Source organism: Flagellimonas lutimaris, from assembly GCF_051494225.1.
In the GTDB taxonomy this organism is placed as follows: Bacteria; Bacteroidota; Bacteroidia; order Flavobacteriales; family Flavobacteriaceae; genus Flagellimonas; species Flagellimonas lutimaris_A.
Genome location: NZ_JBNPYE010000002.1, coordinates 357,438 through 377,940, shown reverse-complemented (window position 1 = coordinate 377,940; position 20,503 = coordinate 357,438). Strand labels below are relative to the sequence as shown.

The following is a 20,503-nucleotide window of genomic DNA, read 5'->3' as shown; positions in this document are numbered from 1 at the left end:
ATGGAAATTTCATGGAATAGGGTAGTATCTCCATTAGTTTAGCAACGAGAACACTAGGGAATTTAGAACACTCCCAAAAAAATACCCCGAAAAATGAAAAAATTTTCTGGCATTACGCTGGTAATGGTCTTTTTAGTGCTATTTGGTAGTTGTAGCGAATCCTCGACAGAAGAATTTGAACAACTATATACCGAAACCAATTTAGGTAATGAAAAAATTATAGTAGACCCTGCAGCTATGGAGGAAGAGCTCGTAAATTTGGTAAACCAACACCGAACCTCTATAGGGTTAAATACCTTGGAAAATAGTGTCCCTGCATACAAATATGCAGAAGAGCATACGGATTACATGATTTCACACAATGTGCTGAGTCATGACAATTTTGATTCACGGGCAACTAAAATTGCTGAAGAGACCAATGCCGTAAGTATTTCGGAAAATGTGGCCAGATATTATACCTCAGCAGAAAAAACCTTGGAGGCATGGGTGGAAAGTGCTACACATAAGGAAGCCATGGAGGGCGATTTTACCCACACCACATTGAGTGTTCAACTGGATAAAAATGGAAGACCTTATTTTACACAGATATTTATTAAAATTGAGTAACCAAGTAAGAATATAAAGTATGAAAGACCTGCCAAGTGGCAGGTCTTTTTTGTTAATTACTATGTTGCCAGCAAGGTTTTTTTTACCTTTCGTAAAATCTTTGAACATGGCAATACAGGCACCTTTTAACCTTAATAAATGGATTGAGGAAAATCGTGATACGCTGAAACCCCCAGTCGGTAATAAAAACCTTTACAAAGAGTCCGGCGATTATATAGTTATGATCGTGGCCGGACCCAACGCAAGAAAGGATTATCACTACAATGAAACAGAAGAGCTGTTTTTTCAGCTCGAAGGGCATATAGAAGTACACATACAAGAAGATGGCCAAAAAAAGACCATGAAATTGGGACCTGGCGATATGTACCTTCACCCCGCCAAAGTCCCTCATTCCCCTGCGCGGCAAGAAGGTTCCATTGGGCTAGTAGTGGAGCGAAAACGTGTAGATTTTGATGCGGAAGATGGATTGCTTTGGTTCTGTGACAACTGCAATCATAAATTGTACGAGGTCTATTTTAAATTGAATGATATTGAGAAGGATTTTCTAGGTCATTTTAAGCACTTTTACGGTTCGGAAGAATTGCGCACTTGTGATAATTGTGGAACCGTTATGCCGGTTGATGAACGTTTTACAGCCAAAGAAGAATGATACTCCTTTTAGCAAAAATCATCATTTTGATTGTGGCCTTGCTCCACATTTATTTCCTGTGGTTGGAAATGTTCGCATGGACCACCAAGGCCAAAAAAGTGTTCCGTAACTTCCGGGAAGACTTATTCGAACCCACAAAAACATTAGCAGCCAATCAAGGCCTTTATAATGGTTTTTTGGCTGCAGGGCTTATTTGGTCCTTGGTAATACAAGATGCTACGTGGCAAGTTTATGTGGGATTCTTCTTTTTGGGATGTGTTGCGATTGCCGGTATTTATGGTGCATTAACAGCGTCAAAAAAAATATTTATGGTTCAGGGGCTTCCAGCTATTATAGGAATAATTCTTCTCCTGGTCCAGCAATTCCTCTAAACCGTTTATCCTCTTGGAGAATATTCGTAATATTGTAAAAATATAACAATACATCACTAAAAAGTTATAAATGTCAAAAATTGCAACTGCTTTTGGAATAGAAGAAGCCTTAAAAGAACTTGGCTTAAACGAAATAAATAATGGTACTTCCACAGGAGAGAATTGGTTTTCCAATGGAGATATCATTGAGTCCTACTCACCTGTAGATGGTGCTCTAATCGGAAAAGTTAAAGCAACAACTCCAGAGGATTACGAAAAAGTAATTAGTACGGCTCAAGAAGGTTTTAAAAAATGGAGAACCATGCCGGCCCCACAACGCGGTGAAGTGGTTCGACAGTTTAATGATGAGCTTCGGAGATTGAAAGAACCATTGGGCAAACTGGTATCCTACGAAATGGGAAAAAGCTACCAGGAAGGATTGGGCGAAGTACAAGAAATGATTGATATCTGTGACTTTGCCGTAGGCTTATCAAGGCAATTGCACGGACTTACCATGCACAGTGAACGCCCTGGTCACCGCATGTACGAACAATATCATCCGCTTGGTGTTGTAGGTATAATTTCGGCCTTCAACTTCCCTGTTGCAGTTTGGTCATGGAACACTGCCCTAGCTTGGGTTTGTGGTGATGCCTGTATTTGGAAAGGCTCTGAAAAAACTCCAATGACATCCGTGGCTTGCCAAAACATCGCTGCCCGTGTGTTTGCCAAAAATGGTGTTCCCGAAGGTATTTCTTGTTTGATTACCGGGGATTATACCGTAGGTGAAATTATGACAAAGGATGAACGCGTTCCGTTGATTTCGGCTACTGGTTCCACCCGTATGGGAAAGATAGTCGCACAGACAGTAGCTGGACGTCTTGGTAAAACATTATTGGAGCTTGGTGGTAACAACGCCATTATCGTAACTCCCGATGCCAACATTAAAAACACCGTAATCGGTGCCGTATTCGGTGCTGTTGGTACTTGCGGACAACGTTGTACCTCAACGCGCCGATTGATTGTTCACGAAGATGTGTACGATAAGGTGAAAAATGCCATTGTAGATGCCTATAAGCAAATTCGAATTGGCAACCCCTTGGACGAAAACAACCATGTTGGACCACTAATCGATAAAGACGCTGTCAAAAATTATTTGAACGCCCTAGAAAAGGTTGAAACCGAAGGCGGAAACATTTTGGTCGAAGGCGGTGTATTGGAAGGTGAGGGCTATGAAAGTGGTTGCTATGTAAAACCAGCCATTGCCGAAGCTCAAAATCACTTTGAAATTGTTCAACATGAGACCTTTGGCCCTGTGTTATATATTTTGAAATATAAAGGTGACCTTGAAAATGCCCTAGAAATGCAAAACGGTGTGAGACAAGGCCTATCATCTGCTATAATGACCAATAATTTAAGAGAAGCCGAACGATTCCTTTCCGTTGAAGGTTCAGATTGCGGTATCGCCAACGTGAACATTGGTACATCTGGAGCTGAAATTGGTGGAGCCTTTGGAGGTGAAAAAGAAACTGGAGGCGGTAGAGAAAGTGGTTCCGATGCTTGGAAAGTGTACATGCGCAGACAAACCAACACCATTAACTATACTACAGAGTTGCCATTGGCACAAGGTATTAAGTTTGATCTATAAAAAAAGAAAAGCCGCCCATTTAGGATTAAACCTAAGTGGGCAGTCTTTAAAACCAACTTAACTAACTCAAACTTAACTTAAAAACCCCGTTCCAATGCCGGAACTTTGTCGGGAGAAACAGGGTTCTTTACCTAATATTTGGCCTAAATTTCATAATATTTCAGCGAGATATTAAACGGTATCTTACCAGTGGTTATAAAAACTGTATGGTTGGTATCTTTTATTCCATTTTCTGTTTTTGATTTTTCCTACAAATGCCCATTTTTTTCAATTAGCTGAATTCCTGAGATTTTAATTTAGAATTTTAAGATTTTTTTAATATTTTAAGTGAGCAGTTCTTTACTGTTCAAACAACTAAATTATGGAATGGGAAAGTTCAACCATATGGTATTGGATTATTTTGGCTTGTACGGGAATCATTTCTGGGGTCCTTGGTTACTTTTTTGGCAAATCGGACACGCCATTGGCACCAGAAAAATCAATTGAAATCAATTCCCTTGAAATACAGAATGCCAAGTTAAAGTCCGATCTGGAAACTTGTAAAAAAAGACTGGATACTTACACCACCAAAACAAAGCAACTTAATTTTGACAGTGCCATAAACCCCTCCAAGAAGAAATCCTTTTTCTTTGATGCAAAGGAAGCCAAGGCGGCTTTTGGCAAAACCATTAAGGAAAACGATCTAAAGCTTGTGGAGGGTATCGGTCCAAAAATTGAAGGCCTCTTCCACAACTTTGACATTAAAACGTGGAAGGATTTGGCCGAAACCTCGGCAGACAAATGTCAAGAGGTGCTCCATTCCGGAGGAAAAAGTTACCGTATCCATGATCCTGCCTCATGGCCCATGCAGGCAAAAATGGCCTATGAGGGTCATTGGGAACAATTATTTGAGTGGCAAGAAAAGCATCGCGCCGGTAAATATTAGCACAAATGAGTTTCTAAGCAAAGACAGGTTCTTAAGCTGACTTTTCTTTATAACATTCCGTTTGCTTCTACCCATTTAAAAGTATACTGCTGTTGAGAAAATTGCATACGCTGGGAGATACGCTCCAGCCTTTCCGGAAGTTTCATTAAATAAACCCTAGCTTTTTCAGCCTGTTCCGAAAGTCCTCTTAGGTTTCCTATATCCCAGTAATCATTCAGCTTCTTCAAAATATCAATATAGTCCTGTGCAGTATAAACCCCCAAACGTTGGGCACAGTTGGAAAACTGCTCGAACGCCTCGCCAATACTTCCTCCAGATTCCCTTAAAAAATGGGCTGGCATTACAATCTTTTTCTTCATCATATCGGCAAATGCCAACACCATTCCATCCGGATCTTGTCCCATAATGGTCTTTACAAATTCCCGATATGCTAAATGATGTCTCATCTCATCCCCGGCAATAATGGTACACATTTTAGCTAGAAGAGCATTCCCCTTCTTTCTGGCCATTTTTCCCACTCTTTTGTGCGAGATATTGGTAGCAAGCTCCTGAAAGGAAGTATATACAAAGTTTTTGTATGGGTCTCTATCTGTTCCAATATCAAACCCATCAGAAATTAAATGTTGCGTGGTAATTTCAATCTCGCGCATATTTACACGACCTGAGAGATATAAATATTTGTTTAAAACGTCTCCGTGCCTATTCTCCTCGGCGGTCCAAGCACGCACCCATTTGCTCCACCCATTATCCTTACCATTATGTTGGTCAATCCCTTCAACATCCATTAACCAAGATTCATAGGTTGGGAGTGCTTCTTCTGTAATAGTGTCAGCTACAAGAGTAACCCAAAAATCATAGCCCAATTCCTTGGCTTCGCCTCTAATCTGCTCTATTTCATCAAAAAAATTATCGCTTTGTGAATCTGGCAAGAAATCAGTAGGTTGCCATATTTTTTCCGTTGGTATAAGAAATTCATCAATAAACCCTTCAACTTTGGGTTCAATCGCCTGCATTACTTCCAATCTTACATTTTTAATCGACATACATGGGGTTTTTTACAAAGGTCTTCATAATTTAATGAATAAACGTTAATTTCTTCCTCTTTCACCGGGATAAAACGTATGCACTGGGTCACTTTGCCAATATTCCTTGGTTTCTACATCCATCATTGTCAGTCCACCCATAAATGCGGCACCGGTATCCACATTCCAGACATTGGCCTTGTTTTGTGGCTGAACAAATTCGTTTTTGGACAAAGGTGTGTGACCTATAAACACTTCTTTATAATGCGACAAGCGTTTTGGAAATTTAGGATCGGAAGGCTTTAAATCCGGGTTTAGCGCGGTAGCAAGTTCCCATAAGGTTCTATCCCAATAAAAAGACTGTTCAAAATACTCGTAATCTATTCCTTTTAGGTTGGTATATCCAGCATGCAAATACAAGCGGTTGTCCTCAGCCAGATAGTGGTTTTTCAACTCTTCATAAAACTTGAGGTGCACATCCCATTTGTCCCTATCGGCATTTAAATAACTGTTTCTAGTAGCTGTTCCCCCATGGGCCAACCATTGTGGGTTTTCTTTTTGATCTACCAACCAAGCCCTGCAAAGTTCATCATGATTTCCGCGAATGAACGTGCAAGTGTATTCACTTTGTAACTGAATCAAAAAATCAACCGTTTCAACTGCTGTACTCCAAGCATCCACATAATCACCCAAAAAAATGATATGATCATTAGAGGTAACCTTTGCCTTGACCATAAGTTGTTCCAAAGCTCTCACCCCAGAATGGATGTCGCCCACTACAAGTGTCCGCATAGAAAAGTTTTTCGCAATATTACACACAAATGGTTGGCTGATGAAAAATCATAGTGGCTTTATCACGTATTTAACCAACAATTCAAATAAACCTAACTGATTTTTGGAGGTGGTATAATTTTCTATGTACCTTAGAATATTTCGAAACAATATGAAGAAAGTATACTGCATTGGTGAATTGTTAATTGATTTTGTCGCTGAACGGCAAGGAAGTGACCTTTCCAAAGCCACTGAATTCACAAAAAAAGCAGGTGGTGCCCCGGCCAATGTGGCTTGTGCCATATCCAAATTGGGGGGAAATGGAATCTTTATCGGATGCGTTGGGGAAGATCCATTTGGAAAATTCCTTTTGGAAACCCTTAAAAATGAAGGAGTCGATATTTCACTGGCCCAACTTTCTAAAACATTTACCACACTTGCCTTTGTTTCACTTTCCGAAGACGGGGAGCGTGATTTTGTTTTTAGTAGGGGTGCGGATAAGGAACTTAAATACAACCCTGACCTAAGAAAAAATCTCCCCGGAAACATTCTTCACTTGGGTGCTGCAACAGCTCTTTTGGGAGGACCCTTGGAAAAAACGTACACCAAATATCTTTTTGATGGACTTACCAAGGAAATGTTCATATGTTTTGATCCCAATTTTAGAGGAGATCTTTGGAAAGATAATGAAGAAACCTTCATAAAAAAATGCATGCCCTTTGTGGAGAAATCGCACCTGTGCAAATTCAGTCTTGAAGAAGCACAATTAATTTCGGGCAAAGAAGATTTACATGAAGCCTGTGATGTACTGCATAAAGCGGGAACAAAAATCATTACCGTTACCTTAGGAAAAGATGGAACTCTTTTAAGTATGAATGGCTCTAAAAAAATAATTCCAAGTGTTCCAGTGAATCCTATTGACACTACAGGTGCAGGAGATGCATTTATAGGATGTTTGCTCTATCAAATTTCCGATTTGGGTAATTTTGAACCTATCTTTGAGGATTTTTCTTTAGTTGAAAATATGGTGGTCAAAGCCAATAAAGCCGGGGCAATAACCACGACAAATTACGGAGCCATTGTGGCCTTGCCTACAAAAGATCAGCTCGAAAAGTAGATGAACCAAGCCAAACTACATAGATTACTTTCTCAAAAAGGGAGAGACACTAAAGAACTTTTTGACCTTCGGTTGGCCACCAACCTTACCTTGATTCAAAAACAGTTCTTTTCCCTCTACTCCGAAGATCGTCACAGAAAACACTTTCAGAAGCTATTGAAACTTCTTCCCAAGTTGTTTTTGGACAGACCGGAAGAGTTAAGGAATCAAGATTTGGAGAGATTGAAATCTGGAAATTGGTACCAGTCAGAAAATCTTGTTGGCATGCAATTGTATGTGGAGCATTTCAACAAAGACCTAAAAGGGTTGGAAGAAAAAATACCCTACTTTAAAAAATTAGGGATAAACTTTTTACACCTAATGCCCATCACTACCAGACCCAAAGGGGAAAGTGATGGTGGGTACGCCGTGAACAGCTACCTTCAGGTGGATAAAAAATATGGCTCCAAGGAAGATCTGCTTGAATTGACCATAGCGTTCCGTAACAATGGTATTTATTTGATGCTCGATTTCGTAGTGAACCATACCTCCAATGAATTTTCTTGGGCCAAAAAAGCCATAAAGGGCGATAAAAAATACCAGGGCTATTACTACACTTTTGAGGATTACACTATTCCACAGGAATTTGAAAAAACCTTGCCAGAAGTCTTCCCAGAAACCTCACCAGGCAATTTTACCTATATCCCCGAAATGGAAAAATGGGTGATGACGGTATTCAACAGTTATCAATGGGACCTAAACTATACCAATCCCGAAGTTTTTTTGGAGATGCTCACCAATTTGGTAAAGTTAACGGACATGGGCGTGGATGTGGTCCGTTTTGATGCCCTCGCCTTTCTTTGGAAAAAAATCGGGACAATTTCACAAAACCTACCCGAAGCACACAACCTGATTTCCCTATTCCGAATGTGTTTACAAGTGGTGGCCCCGGGCACCATTCTTTTGGCAGAGGCCATTGTGGCCCCAATGGACATTGTAAAATATTTTGGAGAAGAAGAAAAACGGGGCAACGAATGTGAAGTCGCCTATAATGCCTCGCTAATGGCACTATTATGGAATTCCATTGCTACCAAAAAAACTCAATTACTCTATAAAAGTTTGATGCATGTGCCGCCAAAACCCAAAGATTGTACTTGGATCAACTATATCCGTTGCCACGATGATATTGGACTGGGATACGAAAACCACCTCATTGAAGAATTGGGTTGGAATCCCGGGATGCACCGTAAATTTTTATTGGATTACTATTGCCAACGATTGGATTGGTCCCCATCAACAGGAATGCTTTTTATGTACAACCCAAAAACAGGCGATGGGCGCATCACTGGAAGTGCAGCATCGTTATTGGGACTGGAAAAGGCTTTGGCAACCAAAGATGAAAGTTTACTGGAGGAATCGGTGAATAAAATCATTATGTTGCACGGAATTACTTTGGCTTTTGGTGGAATTCCCCTGATTTACGCCGGTGATGAAATTGGCTCTTTAAACGATTATTCCTTCCAAAATGATGCATCCAAAAAAGGGGATAGTCGCTGGGTAAATCGCCCCATGCAGGATTGGGAAACCATTTCAAAACTGGACAATCAGAACCTACCCCAGTCCAAAATATTCCAAACCTTGCAAAAACTCATCAAAATCAGAAAAAATAACATGGTTTTTGCCGACAACAACAATCTGGAATTGTACCACACGGGCAATGACCATATTTTATCATTTGAAAGAACTCAAGACCAAGAGGGGTTGCTTGTTATATGCAATTTTGATGAAAACCCACAGGTCATAGATAGTAGTTGGATAAAAAAACTCGGCTATTTCAGCAAAGGAGAACCTTTGGACATGGTGTCCGACGAAAAAATAGAGTTAAACAGTGGACTTTTGGAAATTGCTCCTTATCAAATGATCTGGTTAAAAAGAGATTAGGCGTAATGTACCTTCCTTAAAATTCGCTGTGACTCCTTTAACGATTGATACACATGGCTATCATAAGCTTTTATTAATGCCCGTGAATTATTCATTTTATCCTTGGCTTCTTCAAAACCATTCAAATAACAAATAAGATAGGTTGCCGGCAGATGAGTCATATCTGTATGTTCCGAATCTGTCAATGGAATATGGTTTTCTAACTTTTTGAGCAGTGCATTGTTGGTATTGTACACGTGGTAAAGCGTTTTTTTGTCAAACTGCGGCGGTTCAAATAGCAATTTACTGTTAATGGTGTACTTACCATTGTCCGAAAATGTGATTACCATTTCTTCCAATGGATAATATTTTTGTTGTGAACCCAACCCCAGTTGAACATACTCCAAGGTTTTGAACGAATCATCATCATAGTCTATGGTTATTTCGTCCAAAGCGGAATAGAAAAGTTTTACTTGTTCGTTGATGAGTTCTATGTCTACTCTGGAATAGTAGGTTTTACCCTTTACTTTTTTCTTGTTCCCTGCCCAACAGACCACGAATTGTTCTTTGAAAACTTTGTAATCACTAGTTAAGTCCGGGTGCCGTGTATTAAAAAAATTTAGAACGGCGTCCAAAGTGTATTCGATATTGTTCCGGGCATGCTGCTCTATGGTGGCTACCTTATCGGCATTAATGTTCTTCAGCTCAACATCAAAGGCTTTCGGTAGGCTGATGCTCCCTTCCCTAAAGAAAACAGCACCACCATAATACTTCCAAATATTTTTGCGCAAAGCGCAGACTTTTCCGTTGGATCTAATGGTGACCAGACCGACCACCTTCCCTTCGGGCAAATGGGGAAAAGGAATGTTTTCATAGGAAATTAAAGGCGGATTATCCAAATAGGCATTTACAAGGTTCTGGATTTTACTGTCATCAAAAAAATCGACACCTACAATCGTATTATCTTCGTCCTCTACCCCTATTACAATAAAAGAATTGTTCTTTGGATTGCTGTTGGCCAAGGCACAGACATGTTTTAAAAACTTGGCCTTTCCTTCTTTTTCACCAATGGATATAAAACGCTTTTTGTCGTAAAAACTATTTTCGTCGTTGTGGGCTAACAGGTTTTTTACGAGTAGGCGTTTATTGATCATAATTTAAGGTTTCGTGATTCGAGTTGCGGATAAAAAACATGTTCATTAAACCGTAATGTGTTTTGATAAAAATTCATCATTTCGAGTGGTTTTTGAACCGAAGGTCAAAAAATTGTATCGAGAAAAGAATTTTTATAAGCACAAACCTTGTTCTCGATACTTTTTACTTTGGAAAAAACTCGAACTGACCGTTTTAGCTTTTGGCCATCATTAATTTTGCTCTTTTTAAATGAACTTCTAACTATCAACCATTTTTGTTGACGATTGTGCTGCTCGCTTGCGCGGTAGGCATTACCACAAGGTCAGCAATATTAACATGATAAGGACGCGTGACCACAAAAAGGATGATATCCGCAATATCTTCAGGTTTTAAGGGTTGAAAACCTTTATACACTTTAGAGGCTTTTTCCGAATCCCCCTTAAAACGAACATCGCTGAATTCTGTTTCCACCAATCCAGGATTAACGGCACCTACGCGTATTCCGTAAGCATTTAAATCTATCCGCATGCCTTGGTTAATGGCATCTACAGCATGCTTACTGGCACAGTACACGTTTCCGTTCGGGTAAACTTCCTTGCCCGCCGTAGAACCTATGTTGATGATATGTCCAGATTTGCGTTCCACCATTTTTGGAATAATAGCTTTGGACATGTACAACAATCCTTTTACGTTAATATCCAACATAGCATCCCAATCATCCGGATTGCCCTTGTCGATAGGATCCAGTCCATGTGCATTCCCAGCATTGTTCACTAAAATATCAATTTCTGAAAACTCCTTGGGTAAATTTTCAATAGCTGAAAACACATCTTCTCGATTTCTTACATCAAAATTAAGCGTGAAAATTGCAGTATCTCTCCTCAGTTCATTTTTGAGTTCTTCCAAACGTTCTTGTCTACGCCCACATAGAATTAAATTGAATCCTTGCTTTGCAAAAAGTTCTGCTGTTGCTTTACCTATTCCACTTGTAGCTCCAGTTATTAGTGCTGTTTTTTTCATTTTTTATATTTTTTATGGAACATCATGTCCTTGGCCTGCCACCAAAAGGGTGAACCAATCTTGAAGTTCCAATTCTATTTTGCTGGCCTCTGCGGCCAATTCCATTCTTTTTTTATTTGTCGTGCCTATGACCGGATGCACTTTAGCAGGATGTTTTAAAATCCATGCCAAAAGCAACTGGCTCTCGTCTGCATGGTACTTCTCCATCAACGGGCCAATCGCTTCTTTTATACGAGTCGCTTGTTCATCCGTTTCCCTAAAAAATGACCCCAAAGGGCTCCAGGCCATGGCCATTCTTTTATTGGCTATGCAGTCATCAAAAGTTCCATCATACATTGGGTCTCGATGTGTCAGAGAAAATTCGACCTGGTTCCCTTCAACGGGAATGGCAGTTTCCAACATAGCCACTTGGGATGGTGTGAAATTGGACACCCCAAACTGTTTTATTTTTCCGCTTTGAAACAATTGCTGTGCAGCTTCTGCCATCTCTTCGGGTTCCATTAACGGACTTGGCCTGTGCATCAAAAAGAAGTCCAAATAATCGGTTTTCAACTTTTTCAAAGACTCTTCAGCCGACCAAATGATGTAGTCCTTGTCGTATTGATAATGATTGATTCGATTACCCCTACCACGCGTCATTTGGATACCACATTTGGTGATAAGCTGAATATCCTCTCTTTTTATTCCACTATCCACGAACGCCTCACCAAAATCTACTTCGGTGGAGTAGCTTCCGTAAATGTCGGCATGATCAAAAGTTGTAAGCCCACATTCTATACCATGGCGCATCAACGCCACCATTTCTTTTTTGGAAAGTTTTTTTCCCCAACTGCCCCATGTCATCGCTCCCGATATAATGCGGGAAAAATTCGTTGTCTGTTCCATATGTGCTGAAAGTATAAAATTAAACCCTTAAATCCTTCATAAAACTAGGGGTTTAGCGTTTTTTTTAACCATTAATTAACAGGCAGGTTTTAAATAAATTTTCATTTTGCACACCTTAGTAAAAACCCCGACATTAACACCAAACAATAAAAGTATATAATGGAAGAAAACACTACTATTGATATTAGTGCTGTGAATGAAAAAATCGCCCAGGAAAGCGCTTTTATTGACCTTTTAACGGTTGAGATGAACAAAGCCATTGTGGGTCAGACACACATGGTGGAACGTCTGTTGATTGGTCTTTTAGGTAAAGGCCATATTCTGCTCGAAGGTGTTCCCGGATTGGCAAAAACATTGGCGATTAATACTTTGGCCAAAGCGGTAAAGGGAAGTTTTAGCAGAATTCAGTTTACTCCGGATCTTTTACCTGCCGACGTTATCGGTACACTGATCTACAATATAAAAGAGAACGATTTCTCCATTAAAAAAGGGCCTATCTTCGCCAACTTTGTTTTGGCCGATGAGATTAACAGGGCTCCCGCAAAAGTACAATCAGCACTTTTGGAGGCCATGCAGGAAAAGCAGGTAACCATTGGTGACGAAACATTTATATTGGATGCCCCCTTTTTGGTAATGGCAACACAAAACCCGGTAGAACAAGAAGGTACTTACCCATTACCTGAAGCACAAGTGGATAGGTTTATGCTGAAAACCGTGATTGACTATCCAAAATTGAACGAGGAGCAACTCATTATCCGACAAAACCTTAAAGGTGAAACCGAGCCTATAAAGCCCGTAGTATCCTTGGAGCAAATTTTAAGAGCCCAAGCTACAGTTGGTGAGGTTTACATGGATGAAAAAATTGAAAAATATATTCTCGACCTCATCTTTGCTACGCGTTACCCTGAAAAATACAATTTGGAAAGCCTGAAGCCACTTATCAGTTTTGGTGCTTCTCCAAGGGGTAGTATCAACTTGGCCAAAGCATCCAAGTGCTACGCATTTATTAAGAGAAGAGGTTATGTGGTTCCTGAAGATGTAAGGGCCGTGGTGCACGATGTGCTGCGTCACCGAATCGGAATCACCTACGAGGCCGAGGCAGAAAATATTACTTCCGAAGAAATCATCAACAAGATTGTAAACGAGGTAGAGGTGCCTTAGCGGTTCAATGTTTATCGGAATATAAGTAGCAATACTTTTAACCAACCCGAAAACCTATTTTTTTGAACCAAATGGATACAAAGGAACTACTAAAAAAAGTACGTAAAATTGAAATAAAGACCCGGCGTCTTTCCGACCATATTTTTGGTGGGGAATACCATTCTACGTTCAAAGGTCGGGGGATGACGTTCAGCGAAGTACGCCAGTATCAGTTTGGGGATGATGTCCGCAGTATTGACTGGAACGTTACCGCACGTTACAACGAACCCTACGTAAAGGTTTTTGAAGAAGAGCGCGAACTTACGATGATGCTCATGGTAGATGTGAGCGGGTCGGAACTTTTTGGTACGTCCAACCAGTTCAAAAAAGAAATCATCACCGAGATATCGGCCACTCTTGCCTTTTCGGCGCTTCAGAATAACGATAAGGTAGGGTTAATACTTTTTTCTGATGAAGTAGAACTTTTCATTCCACCAAAAAAAGGAAAAAGCCACGTACTTCGAATCATCAGGGAGTTGTTGGAATTCCACCCAAAAAGTAGCGAAACAAATCTTGCAGAAGCTTTAAAGTTCCTTACCAACGTAATGAAGAAAAAAGCTATTGTTTTTGTGCTTTCAGATTTTATTGCCGACAACTACGACAACACTTTGCGCATTGTGGGCAACAAACACGATGTAACGGGTATCCGAGTTTATGATGAACGTGAAGAAACCATCCCAAATCTGGGCATGGTGCAAATGCAGGATGCCGAAACAGGGGAAATTCAGTTGGTGAACACCCAATCCAAACAAGTGAGATTGGCCTACGGACAACATTACAAAGACAAAGTGGCCTATTTCACCAATGCCTTTAATAAATCAGGGTGCGGGGTAATCAATTGTCGAGCGGATGAAAGCTATGTAAAAAAACTATTGGGGTATTTTAAACGAAGAGGATAATGCGAATAGATGGTCTACATAAAATAAGAATCGCCAAAAGCCTCCTATCCATCTGGGGTGTTTTGATGTTTCTATTGCTGATGCCCACGGTTGGTTTTTCCCAAACTGGTCCCAAAGTTGATGCCGAAGTGGATACACTTACCATTAAAATTGGGGAGCAAATCCAATACAAAATAACGGTCGAGGCAGACTCTACCGATGTAGTTTTCTTTCCCGAAGGACAAACCTTTTCCCCGTTGGAAACTGTAGAAGCCATTATGGCCGATACCCTAAAAAATGATGAGAAGGTTATTCTTCAAAAAATATATTCCTTAACCCAATTTGATAGTGGTGCGTACACGATTCCCCCACAACGAATCGCTATCAACGAACAACCATTTTTTACGGACTCTTTTCAAGTTAAGGTTGCCGATGTGGTGGTGGATACCACCAAACAGAAGATGTACGATATCAAACCCCTGATAGAGGTAGAGCGAAGTACTGCCGATATGTGGCTAACCGCACTTTGGATACTTTTAGGATTGGTTGTAATCGGAGGATTGGTCTATTGGTTCTTTTTAAGGAAGAAACCTTTGACCGAAGAGGAAAAAGTGGCTTTGCTACCGCCATATGACCGAGCCCTTATGGAGCTAAAAAAGTTGGAGAACTCAAAGTACCTTATCCAGGACGAGTACAAACAATACTATTCGGAACTTACTGATATTGTAAGGTCTTATTTGGAAGAAGATGTACACGTCTCGGCTATGGAAAGTACTACTTCCGAACTCATCACTAAACTGGAAATGTTGCGGGATGCAGGCGAACTTAAATTGGAAGATGATACGTTGCAACAATTCCAAAAAATATTACAGACAGCGGATTTGGTGAAATTTGCCAAATCCAAACCCGCTACATCCGTTGCCGAGCAAGACAGAATGGTAGTTGAGCAAATCGTGACCAAAACCCACGAAGCTTTGCCAGAACCCACTGAGGAGGATTTACTCCTGGATGAAGAATATCTGGAAGAGCTGGCCAAGAAAAAACAACGAAAAAGAATTTACTTGGCCGCTGCAATTTTTGCAGGAATCATTGTTTTGAGCAGTGTGTTTTCTGTAGCCTATTTTGGTTTCAAACAAGTTAAGGATACCGTGTTCGGTTACCCCACCAAAGAACTTTTGGAAGGCGAATGGGTAGCTAGCTCCTATGGCTTCCCACCCATTCAATTGGAAACACCCGATGTTTTGGTGCGTCGAGATGTGGAGCTTCCCAAGGAAACTCAAGAGTTGATCAAAGAGCTTCAGGCTTTCTCATATGGAAGTTATGTGGGAATATTTTCGGTAAGTACCAGCTCCATCACTTTTAAAGAACAAAAAGAAGATCCCCAATTTGATACTGTAATTGGTTCAACCCTTAACAATTTTGAACAACTGGGGCTGAAAAATATCATCACCAAACAAGAAGAGTACGTCACCCAATCTGGTGTAAAGGGAATGAAAACCTTTGGCACCGGAACTTTGGAAAGACCTAATGGCGATTCCAAAAAAGCGAAGTACAGTATTCTTTCTTTTGGTGGCAAAGGTTTTATCCAACAAGTGGTGATTACCTGGGAAGAAGGCGATGAATATGCAGAGCAGATCGTAGACCGAATTTTGAACAGTTTAGACGTAAAAACACAAGCATAGATGTTTGAGAATATAGAATTTGCAAATCCTGAATTTTTCTGGCTGCTTCTTTTGCTGCCATTGGCTTTGCTATGGTATTTTTTCAAACGGAAAAATGAAATGGCGTCTCTGCGCATTTCAAGTATCAAAGGATTTACAGTGACCGGTTGGGCCTCAAAATTAAAACCTGTTCTCTTTGGTATTCGGTTGTTGGCCTTAGCTGCAATTATAACCGCTTTGGCCCGACCTCAGACCGAAGATATCTCAACACGGACCAAAACCACAAAGGGTATCGATATTGTAATGGCCATTGATGTTTCTTCCAGTATGTTGGCCCGTGACCTAAAGCCTAACCGCTTGTCCGCACTTAAGGATGTGGCGGCAAATTTTATAGAAGAACGCCCGAACGATCGCATTGGTTTGGTCGGTTATGCCGGGGAAAGCTATACCAAGACACCTATTACAAGTGACAAGACGATTGTTTTAAATGCCCTTGAAGACATTACCTATGGTGAGCTTGAAGATGGTACTGCCATTGGAATGGGTCTTGCAACATCGGTAAATCGATTAAAAGAAAGCAAAGCAGTAAGTAAAGTTATCATTCTTTTAACGGATGGTGTCAATAATTCTGGCTTTATTGAACCCAGAACTGCTGCTGACTTGGCGGTGGAGTTTGGGATTAAAACATACACTATTGGTCTGGGAACCAACGGAAATGCATTATCTCCCATCGCTTACAACAGGGATGGTTCTTTCAGATACGGTATGCGACAAGTGGAAATTGATGAAGAATTGCTCAAAGAAATTGCAGAAGTAACCGGAGGAAAATATTTCCGTGCTACCGACAATGAATCTTTGGAAGAGATTTATGATGAGATCAATAAATTGGAAAAAACAGAAATAGAGGAATTCAAATATTACAAGTACGAGGAAAAATTTAGGCCTTTGATTTTCTTGGCCGGGATTTTATTGTTGTTGGAATGGGGATTGCGAAATTCCATATTTAAAAGCTTTATTTAGAGAATGATTCAGTTTGACGAAAAAATATATTTCTACCTCTTGGCCATAATTCCAATTATGGCCCTGACGTTCTTTTTTCTTCAAATCTGGAAGAAAAAAACACAAAAACGTTTTGCAGACTCGTCCCTTTTAAAGCGATTGGCCCCGAACAGGTCCAGTTTTAAATCGACAGTAAAATTGACCTTTCTATTGGCCGGGCTCGTATTTCTAGTTTTAGGATTGGTAAACCCCAAAATCGGGACAAAACTAGAAACCGTAAAGCGTGAAGGTGTGGACATTGTATTCGCCATTGATGTTTCCAAAAGTATGTTGGCAGAGGATATTGCCCCCAACCGATTGGAAAAAGCCAAACGCATTGTTTCGGAAATCATCAACCAATTGGCCAGTGACCGAATCGGAATCATCGCATACGCAGGACAGGCTTATCCACAACTGCCCATTACCACGGACTATGGTGCCGCTAAGATGTTTTTGCAGAGCATGAACACCGATATGCTTTCATCCCAGGGGACCGCTATCAACGCCGCCATAGATTTGGCAAGTACCTACTACGATGATTCCCAGCAAACGAATAGAGTACTCTTTATTGTTTCTGATGGAGAGGATCACTCCGAAAGCTCCACTATCAATGCTGTTGAAAAAGCCACACAAAATGGGATTCGTTTGTACACCATAGGTGTTGGTAAACCTAAAGGAGCCCCAATTCCCATTAAAAGAAATGGAATTGTTGAAAGTTTGAAAAAGGACAATCAAGGGGAAGTTGTCATTACCAAATTGAACGAAAACGTATTGACAGAGATTGCAGATAGGGGCAATGGCGAATATATTGATGGTTCCAACACGGAAAACGCTGTGGAATACATCAAAGAAGAACTGAACCGAATGGACAAAACGGAATTTGACGCTAAGCAATTTGCGGAGTACAAAGACCAATTTCAATGGTTTCTTGCCGCAGGCTTTTTATTTCTATTTTTGGACATCTTCGTTTTGGATAGAAAAACACAATGGTTGAAAAAACTGAATCTTTTTAATGAACATGATGAATAAGATAAAGTTGACATTCGGACTATTGCTATGTTTCGGGATTGTACAAGCACAGGATGACCTCACCGAACAAGCGAACAAAGAAGCGGAAAAAGCATTACAGGCCTCCACTAACCTTACCTATGAGGCCAATGAGCAACTGACCTCCAACAATTTTATCACTGCTGAAGCGGATTACAGAAAAGCGATATCCAAAAGCGATAAAAATGCCGCTGCCCGATTTAATCTAGGTAACGCTTATTACAACAGGAATAGTTTTGGCGAAGCCTTTGGCAGATACAAGGAAGCTAGTGATGCTGCAGCGGACAAAAGAGAAAAACATAAGGCTTTTCATAACATGGGCAACGTGTTCATGAAAAACAAAGAATACGAAAAGGCGGTGGAAGCCTACAAACAGGCGTTACGTGCCAATCCTGAAGACGACGAAACGCGATATAATCTTGCTTTGGCCAAAAAGATGTTGGAAAAACAACAAGACGAGCAAAAGAACGACCAAAACAAGGACAACCAAGACAAAAAAGATCAGGAAAACGAGGATAAGGATAAAAACCAGGACCAGAACAACGAAGGGGGAGACAACGAGAAAAAGGACGAAGGCGAGCAGAAAGAAGATGAAAACAAGGACAAAGGTGACCAAGGGGAGAATGGAGAAGACAAGCCTGAAGAAAACCAAAAAGGCGATGGGGATGAAAAGAAAGAACAAGAGAAAAAGCCTAATGAAGGAGATCAGCCCCAAGACCAAAAACAACAGCCCAAGCCTAATCAACTTTCCAAGCAACAGATTCAAAATCTGTTAGAGGCCATGCAAAACGAAGAGAAAAAAGTACAGGAAAAAATGGAGGCCCGTAAAGTTCGAGGCAAAAAAGTTAAAAACGAAAAGGACTGGTAATGCAAGTGCTAAAGGGCTACATATTATTTATTTTGGGAATGTTCCTTTTAACAGGACTACATTCATATGCCCAAGACAATGCCGAAGAAATTACGTTTACCATGAACTTGAGCAAAGAGGAATTGGGGCTAAACGAACGTCTTCGCGTAGATTTTACAATGAACAAAGACGGCGACAATTTTAAGCCACCCCAGTTTGAAGGTTTCAAAGTGGTTATGGGTCCCTCCCAGTCTATTAGTTCCTCTTGGGTAAATGGTAAACGTAGCTTTTCCAAAACTTACACTTATATTTTGGTGCCCACCGCCAGAGGTAATTTTACCATAAACCAAGCTACCATAGACATTGGTGGGCAAACCTATAAAACAACACCTAAAAAAGTTGAAGTAACCGCTGCGGTCGACAAGCCAAATTCCCAAAAAACGGTGGATGATGTCGCCGATGAAAGTCTTCATTTGGTGGCCGAGGTTTCCAAAGGAAACCCCTATCTCAATGAAGCTGTCACCGTTATCTATAAACTATACGTCAGTCCAAACATAAGCGTAACCAATTATCGCCCGCTGGACAATCCAACGTACAACAATTTTTGGAGCCAGGACATTCCCGTTACCAAGCACACTGCACAAAATGGCACTTACCAAGGTAAACCTTACCGATTTGTGGTTTTAAAACGAGTTGTCCTCTATCCTCAAAAATCAGGGAAGTTGGACATTGAGCCGCTTTCTCTGGAAATTTTTGTGGACGTACCTACAAATAGAAGGGACTTTTTTGGTGGTCGAATTTACACCCAAACAAGTAAAACAGTATCCGCAGGCAGTAGAACAATCAACGTAAAACCCCTGCCAGAAGCAGGAAAGCCAGCCAATTTTAGCGGAGCAGTCGGGGATTTTGATTTTTCCGTGACAACAAGTAAAACGCAACTGAATGCATCGGAATCGCTCCAAGCCAAAGTTGAAGTCTCCGGAAAAGGGAACTTAAAGCTATTCCAACTTCCTGAACCTGAACTTCCAAGTTCATTGGAAGTATATGACCCTGAGTACGATGAAGATATTCGCACATACAGCACTGGCATGGAAGGAAAAGTGGCCAACAACTACACCATTGTACCGTCCTTTAGGGGCAAATATCCAATACCTAGTATTTCTTTTAGCTATTTTAATCCTAGTAATGGCAAATATGAAAGCATCAATTCCGATGAAATCAATATTGAGGTTGTTGAAGGACCAGCAGGCAACACGGACAATGCAGCAAGCCCTTCTGCCAATAAACAATTAGTGGTACCCACGGGAGAACAATTTCATTTTATCAATATCAATGCTAACCTTGGTCCTATAGGAGTAAATCACTTTTTTGGCTCAAGACTCTTTTTTATTCTGTTGCTTGCTCCTCTTTTACTGATTCCAGTAGCAATTTTGGTTTTCAAAAAAAGAGAGGCTATTGCCAGCGATGTAATCGGGAACAGAATAAAACAGGCCAACAAATTAGCTCGGAAATATCTGTCTACAGCAAAAAAAGAACTAGGGAACAAAGAAGCCTTTTATGTAGCACTTGAAAAAGGACTCCACAATTACTTAAAGGCTAAATTGCATATAGAGACTTCCGAGTTCAGCAAGGACAAAATAACCGATATTCTTTTCGAAAAAGGTGTCGAGAAATCTGATATTGAAGGTTTCGTTGGTTTGTTGACCAATTGCGAAATGGCACGCTATAGTCCATTTTCCAATGTTCAGATGCAACAGGATTATGAAAAGGCAAGTGAAGTAATCTCTAATTTGGATAAGCACCTATGAG

General features: G+C 40.5%; 19 protein-coding genes. 14 read left to right on the top strand and 5 right to left on the bottom strand.

The window, feature by feature from the left end; translation table 11 throughout:
* The first annotated feature begins 93 nt into the window (after positions 1-93).
* The 5 genes from ACQQ5U_RS06890 to ACQQ5U_RS06870 all read left to right on the top strand — a co-directional run bounded on the left by ACQQ5U_RS06890 (position 94) and on the right by ACQQ5U_RS06870 (position 4,175).
* On the top strand, positions 94-606 hold the full coding sequence (locus ACQQ5U_RS06890; protein ID WP_437396241.1) for a CAP domain-containing protein: 513 nt from the start codon (positions 94-96) through the stop codon (positions 604-606).
* 106 nt (positions 607-712) lie between these two features.
* Positions 713-1,255 carry a 3-hydroxyanthranilate 3,4-dioxygenase gene (locus ACQQ5U_RS06885; protein ID WP_437396240.1) on the top strand — a complete coding sequence of 181 codons (543 nt, stop codon included), beginning with the start codon at positions 713-715 and terminating at the stop codon, positions 1,253-1,255.
* Positions 1,252-1,626 carry a DUF1304 domain-containing protein gene (locus tag ACQQ5U_RS06880; RefSeq protein WP_437396239.1) on the top strand — a complete coding sequence of 125 codons (375 nt, stop codon included), beginning with the start codon at positions 1,252-1,254 and terminating at the stop codon, positions 1,624-1,626. The genes ACQQ5U_RS06885 and ACQQ5U_RS06880 overlap by 4 nt, the downstream gene beginning before the upstream one ends.
* A 70-nt stretch (positions 1,627-1,696) precedes the next feature.
* On the top strand, positions 1,697-3,250 hold the full coding sequence (gene amaB / locus ACQQ5U_RS06875; protein WP_437396238.1) for an L-piperidine-6-carboxylate dehydrogenase: 1,554 nt from the start codon (positions 1,697-1,699) through the stop codon (positions 3,248-3,250).
* A gap of 361 nt (positions 3,251-3,611) precedes the next feature.
* Positions 3,612-4,175, top strand: a complete 564-nt coding sequence (locus ACQQ5U_RS06870) for a hypothetical protein (protein ID WP_437396237.1) — start codon at positions 3,612-3,614, stop codon at positions 4,173-4,175.
* A gap of 47 nt (positions 4,176-4,222) precedes the next feature.
* Here the strand turns inward: ACQQ5U_RS06870 and ACQQ5U_RS06865 are convergent, their stop codons facing one another.
* Together ACQQ5U_RS06865 and ACQQ5U_RS06860 are read right to left on the bottom strand one after the other, a co-directional pair.
* Complete coding sequence (locus ACQQ5U_RS06865) at positions 4,223-5,218, bottom strand: acyl-ACP desaturase (RefSeq protein WP_437396236.1); 996 nt, start codon at positions 5,216-5,218, stop codon at positions 4,223-4,225.
* Positions 5,219-5,263: 45 nt separating this feature from the next.
* Positions 5,264-5,989 (bottom strand): metallophosphoesterase, encoded by a 726-nt coding sequence (locus ACQQ5U_RS06860; RefSeq protein ID WP_437396235.1) that lies wholly within the window; start codon positions 5,987-5,989, stop codon positions 5,264-5,266.
* A 151-nt stretch (positions 5,990-6,140) separates the two neighbouring features.
* Here ACQQ5U_RS06860 and ACQQ5U_RS06855 point away from each other — a divergent pair, with 151 nt between their 5' ends.
* Positions 6,141-7,085, top strand: coding sequence for a carbohydrate kinase family protein (locus ACQQ5U_RS06855; protein ID WP_437396234.1), 945 nt, complete (start codon positions 6,141-6,143; stop codon positions 7,083-7,085).
* The gene (locus ACQQ5U_RS06850; RefSeq protein WP_437396233.1) at positions 7,086-9,005 is read left to right on the top strand and encodes an alpha-amylase family glycosyl hydrolase; all 1,920 of its coding nucleotides are present in this window, start codon (positions 7,086-7,088) and stop codon (positions 9,003-9,005) included.
* Here ACQQ5U_RS06850 and ACQQ5U_RS06845 read toward each other — a convergent pair.
* From ACQQ5U_RS06845 to ACQQ5U_RS06835, 3 genes are all read right to left on the bottom strand, one after another.
* Positions 9,002-10,138, bottom strand: a complete 1,137-nt coding sequence (locus ACQQ5U_RS06845) for an ATP-binding protein (protein ID WP_437396232.1) — start codon at positions 10,136-10,138, stop codon at positions 9,002-9,004. The two genes, ACQQ5U_RS06850 and ACQQ5U_RS06845, sit on opposite strands and share 4 nt — an antisense overlap.
* 244 nt (positions 10,139-10,382) lie before the next feature.
* Positions 10,383-11,138, bottom strand: a complete 756-nt coding sequence (locus ACQQ5U_RS06840; protein ID WP_437396231.1) for an SDR family NAD(P)-dependent oxidoreductase — start codon at positions 11,136-11,138, stop codon at positions 10,383-10,385.
* A 12-nt stretch (positions 11,139-11,150) separates the two neighbouring features.
* The gene (locus ACQQ5U_RS06835; RefSeq protein WP_437396230.1) at positions 11,151-12,023 is read right to left on the bottom strand and encodes an aldo/keto reductase; all 873 of its coding nucleotides are present in this window, start codon (positions 12,021-12,023) and stop codon (positions 11,151-11,153) included.
* A 159-nt stretch (positions 12,024-12,182) separates the two neighbouring features.
* Here ACQQ5U_RS06835 and ACQQ5U_RS06830 point away from each other — a divergent pair, with 159 nt between their 5' ends.
* The 7 genes from ACQQ5U_RS06830 to ACQQ5U_RS06800 all read left to right on the top strand — a co-directional run bounded on the left by ACQQ5U_RS06830 (position 12,183) and on the right by ACQQ5U_RS06800 (position 20,502).
* Positions 12,183-13,184, top strand: a complete 1,002-nt coding sequence (locus tag ACQQ5U_RS06830; RefSeq protein ID WP_437396229.1) for an AAA family ATPase — start codon at positions 12,183-12,185, stop codon at positions 13,182-13,184.
* 71 nt (positions 13,185-13,255) lie between these two features.
* Entirely contained in the window at positions 13,256-14,122 is an 867-nt protein-coding gene (locus ACQQ5U_RS06825) for a DUF58 domain-containing protein (protein WP_437396228.1), read from the top strand.
* Positions 14,122-15,783 (top strand): hypothetical protein, encoded by a 1,662-nt coding sequence (locus ACQQ5U_RS06820; protein ID WP_437396227.1) that lies wholly within the window; start codon positions 14,122-14,124, stop codon positions 15,781-15,783. Before ACQQ5U_RS06825 ends, ACQQ5U_RS06820 begins: the two co-directional genes overlap by 1 nt.
* Entirely contained in the window at positions 15,784-16,782 is a 999-nt protein-coding gene (locus ACQQ5U_RS06815; protein ID WP_437396226.1) for a vWA domain-containing protein, read from the top strand. It abuts the gene before it with no gap.
* Positions 16,783-16,785: 3 nt separating this feature from the next.
* Positions 16,786-17,829, top strand: coding sequence for a VWA domain-containing protein (locus tag ACQQ5U_RS06810; protein WP_437396225.1), 1,044 nt, complete (start codon positions 16,786-16,788; stop codon positions 17,827-17,829).
* The gene (locus ACQQ5U_RS06805) at positions 17,822-18,715 is read left to right on the top strand and encodes a tetratricopeptide repeat protein (protein ID WP_437396680.1); all 894 of its coding nucleotides are present in this window, start codon (positions 17,822-17,824) and stop codon (positions 18,713-18,715) included. Before ACQQ5U_RS06810 ends, ACQQ5U_RS06805 begins: the two co-directional genes overlap by 8 nt.
* Complete coding sequence (locus ACQQ5U_RS06800) at positions 18,715-20,502, top strand: BatD family protein (RefSeq protein ID WP_437396224.1); 1,788 nt, start codon at positions 18,715-18,717, stop codon at positions 20,500-20,502. The genes ACQQ5U_RS06805 and ACQQ5U_RS06800 overlap by 1 nt, the downstream gene beginning before the upstream one ends.
* The last annotated feature ends 1 nt before the right edge of the window (position 20,503 follow it).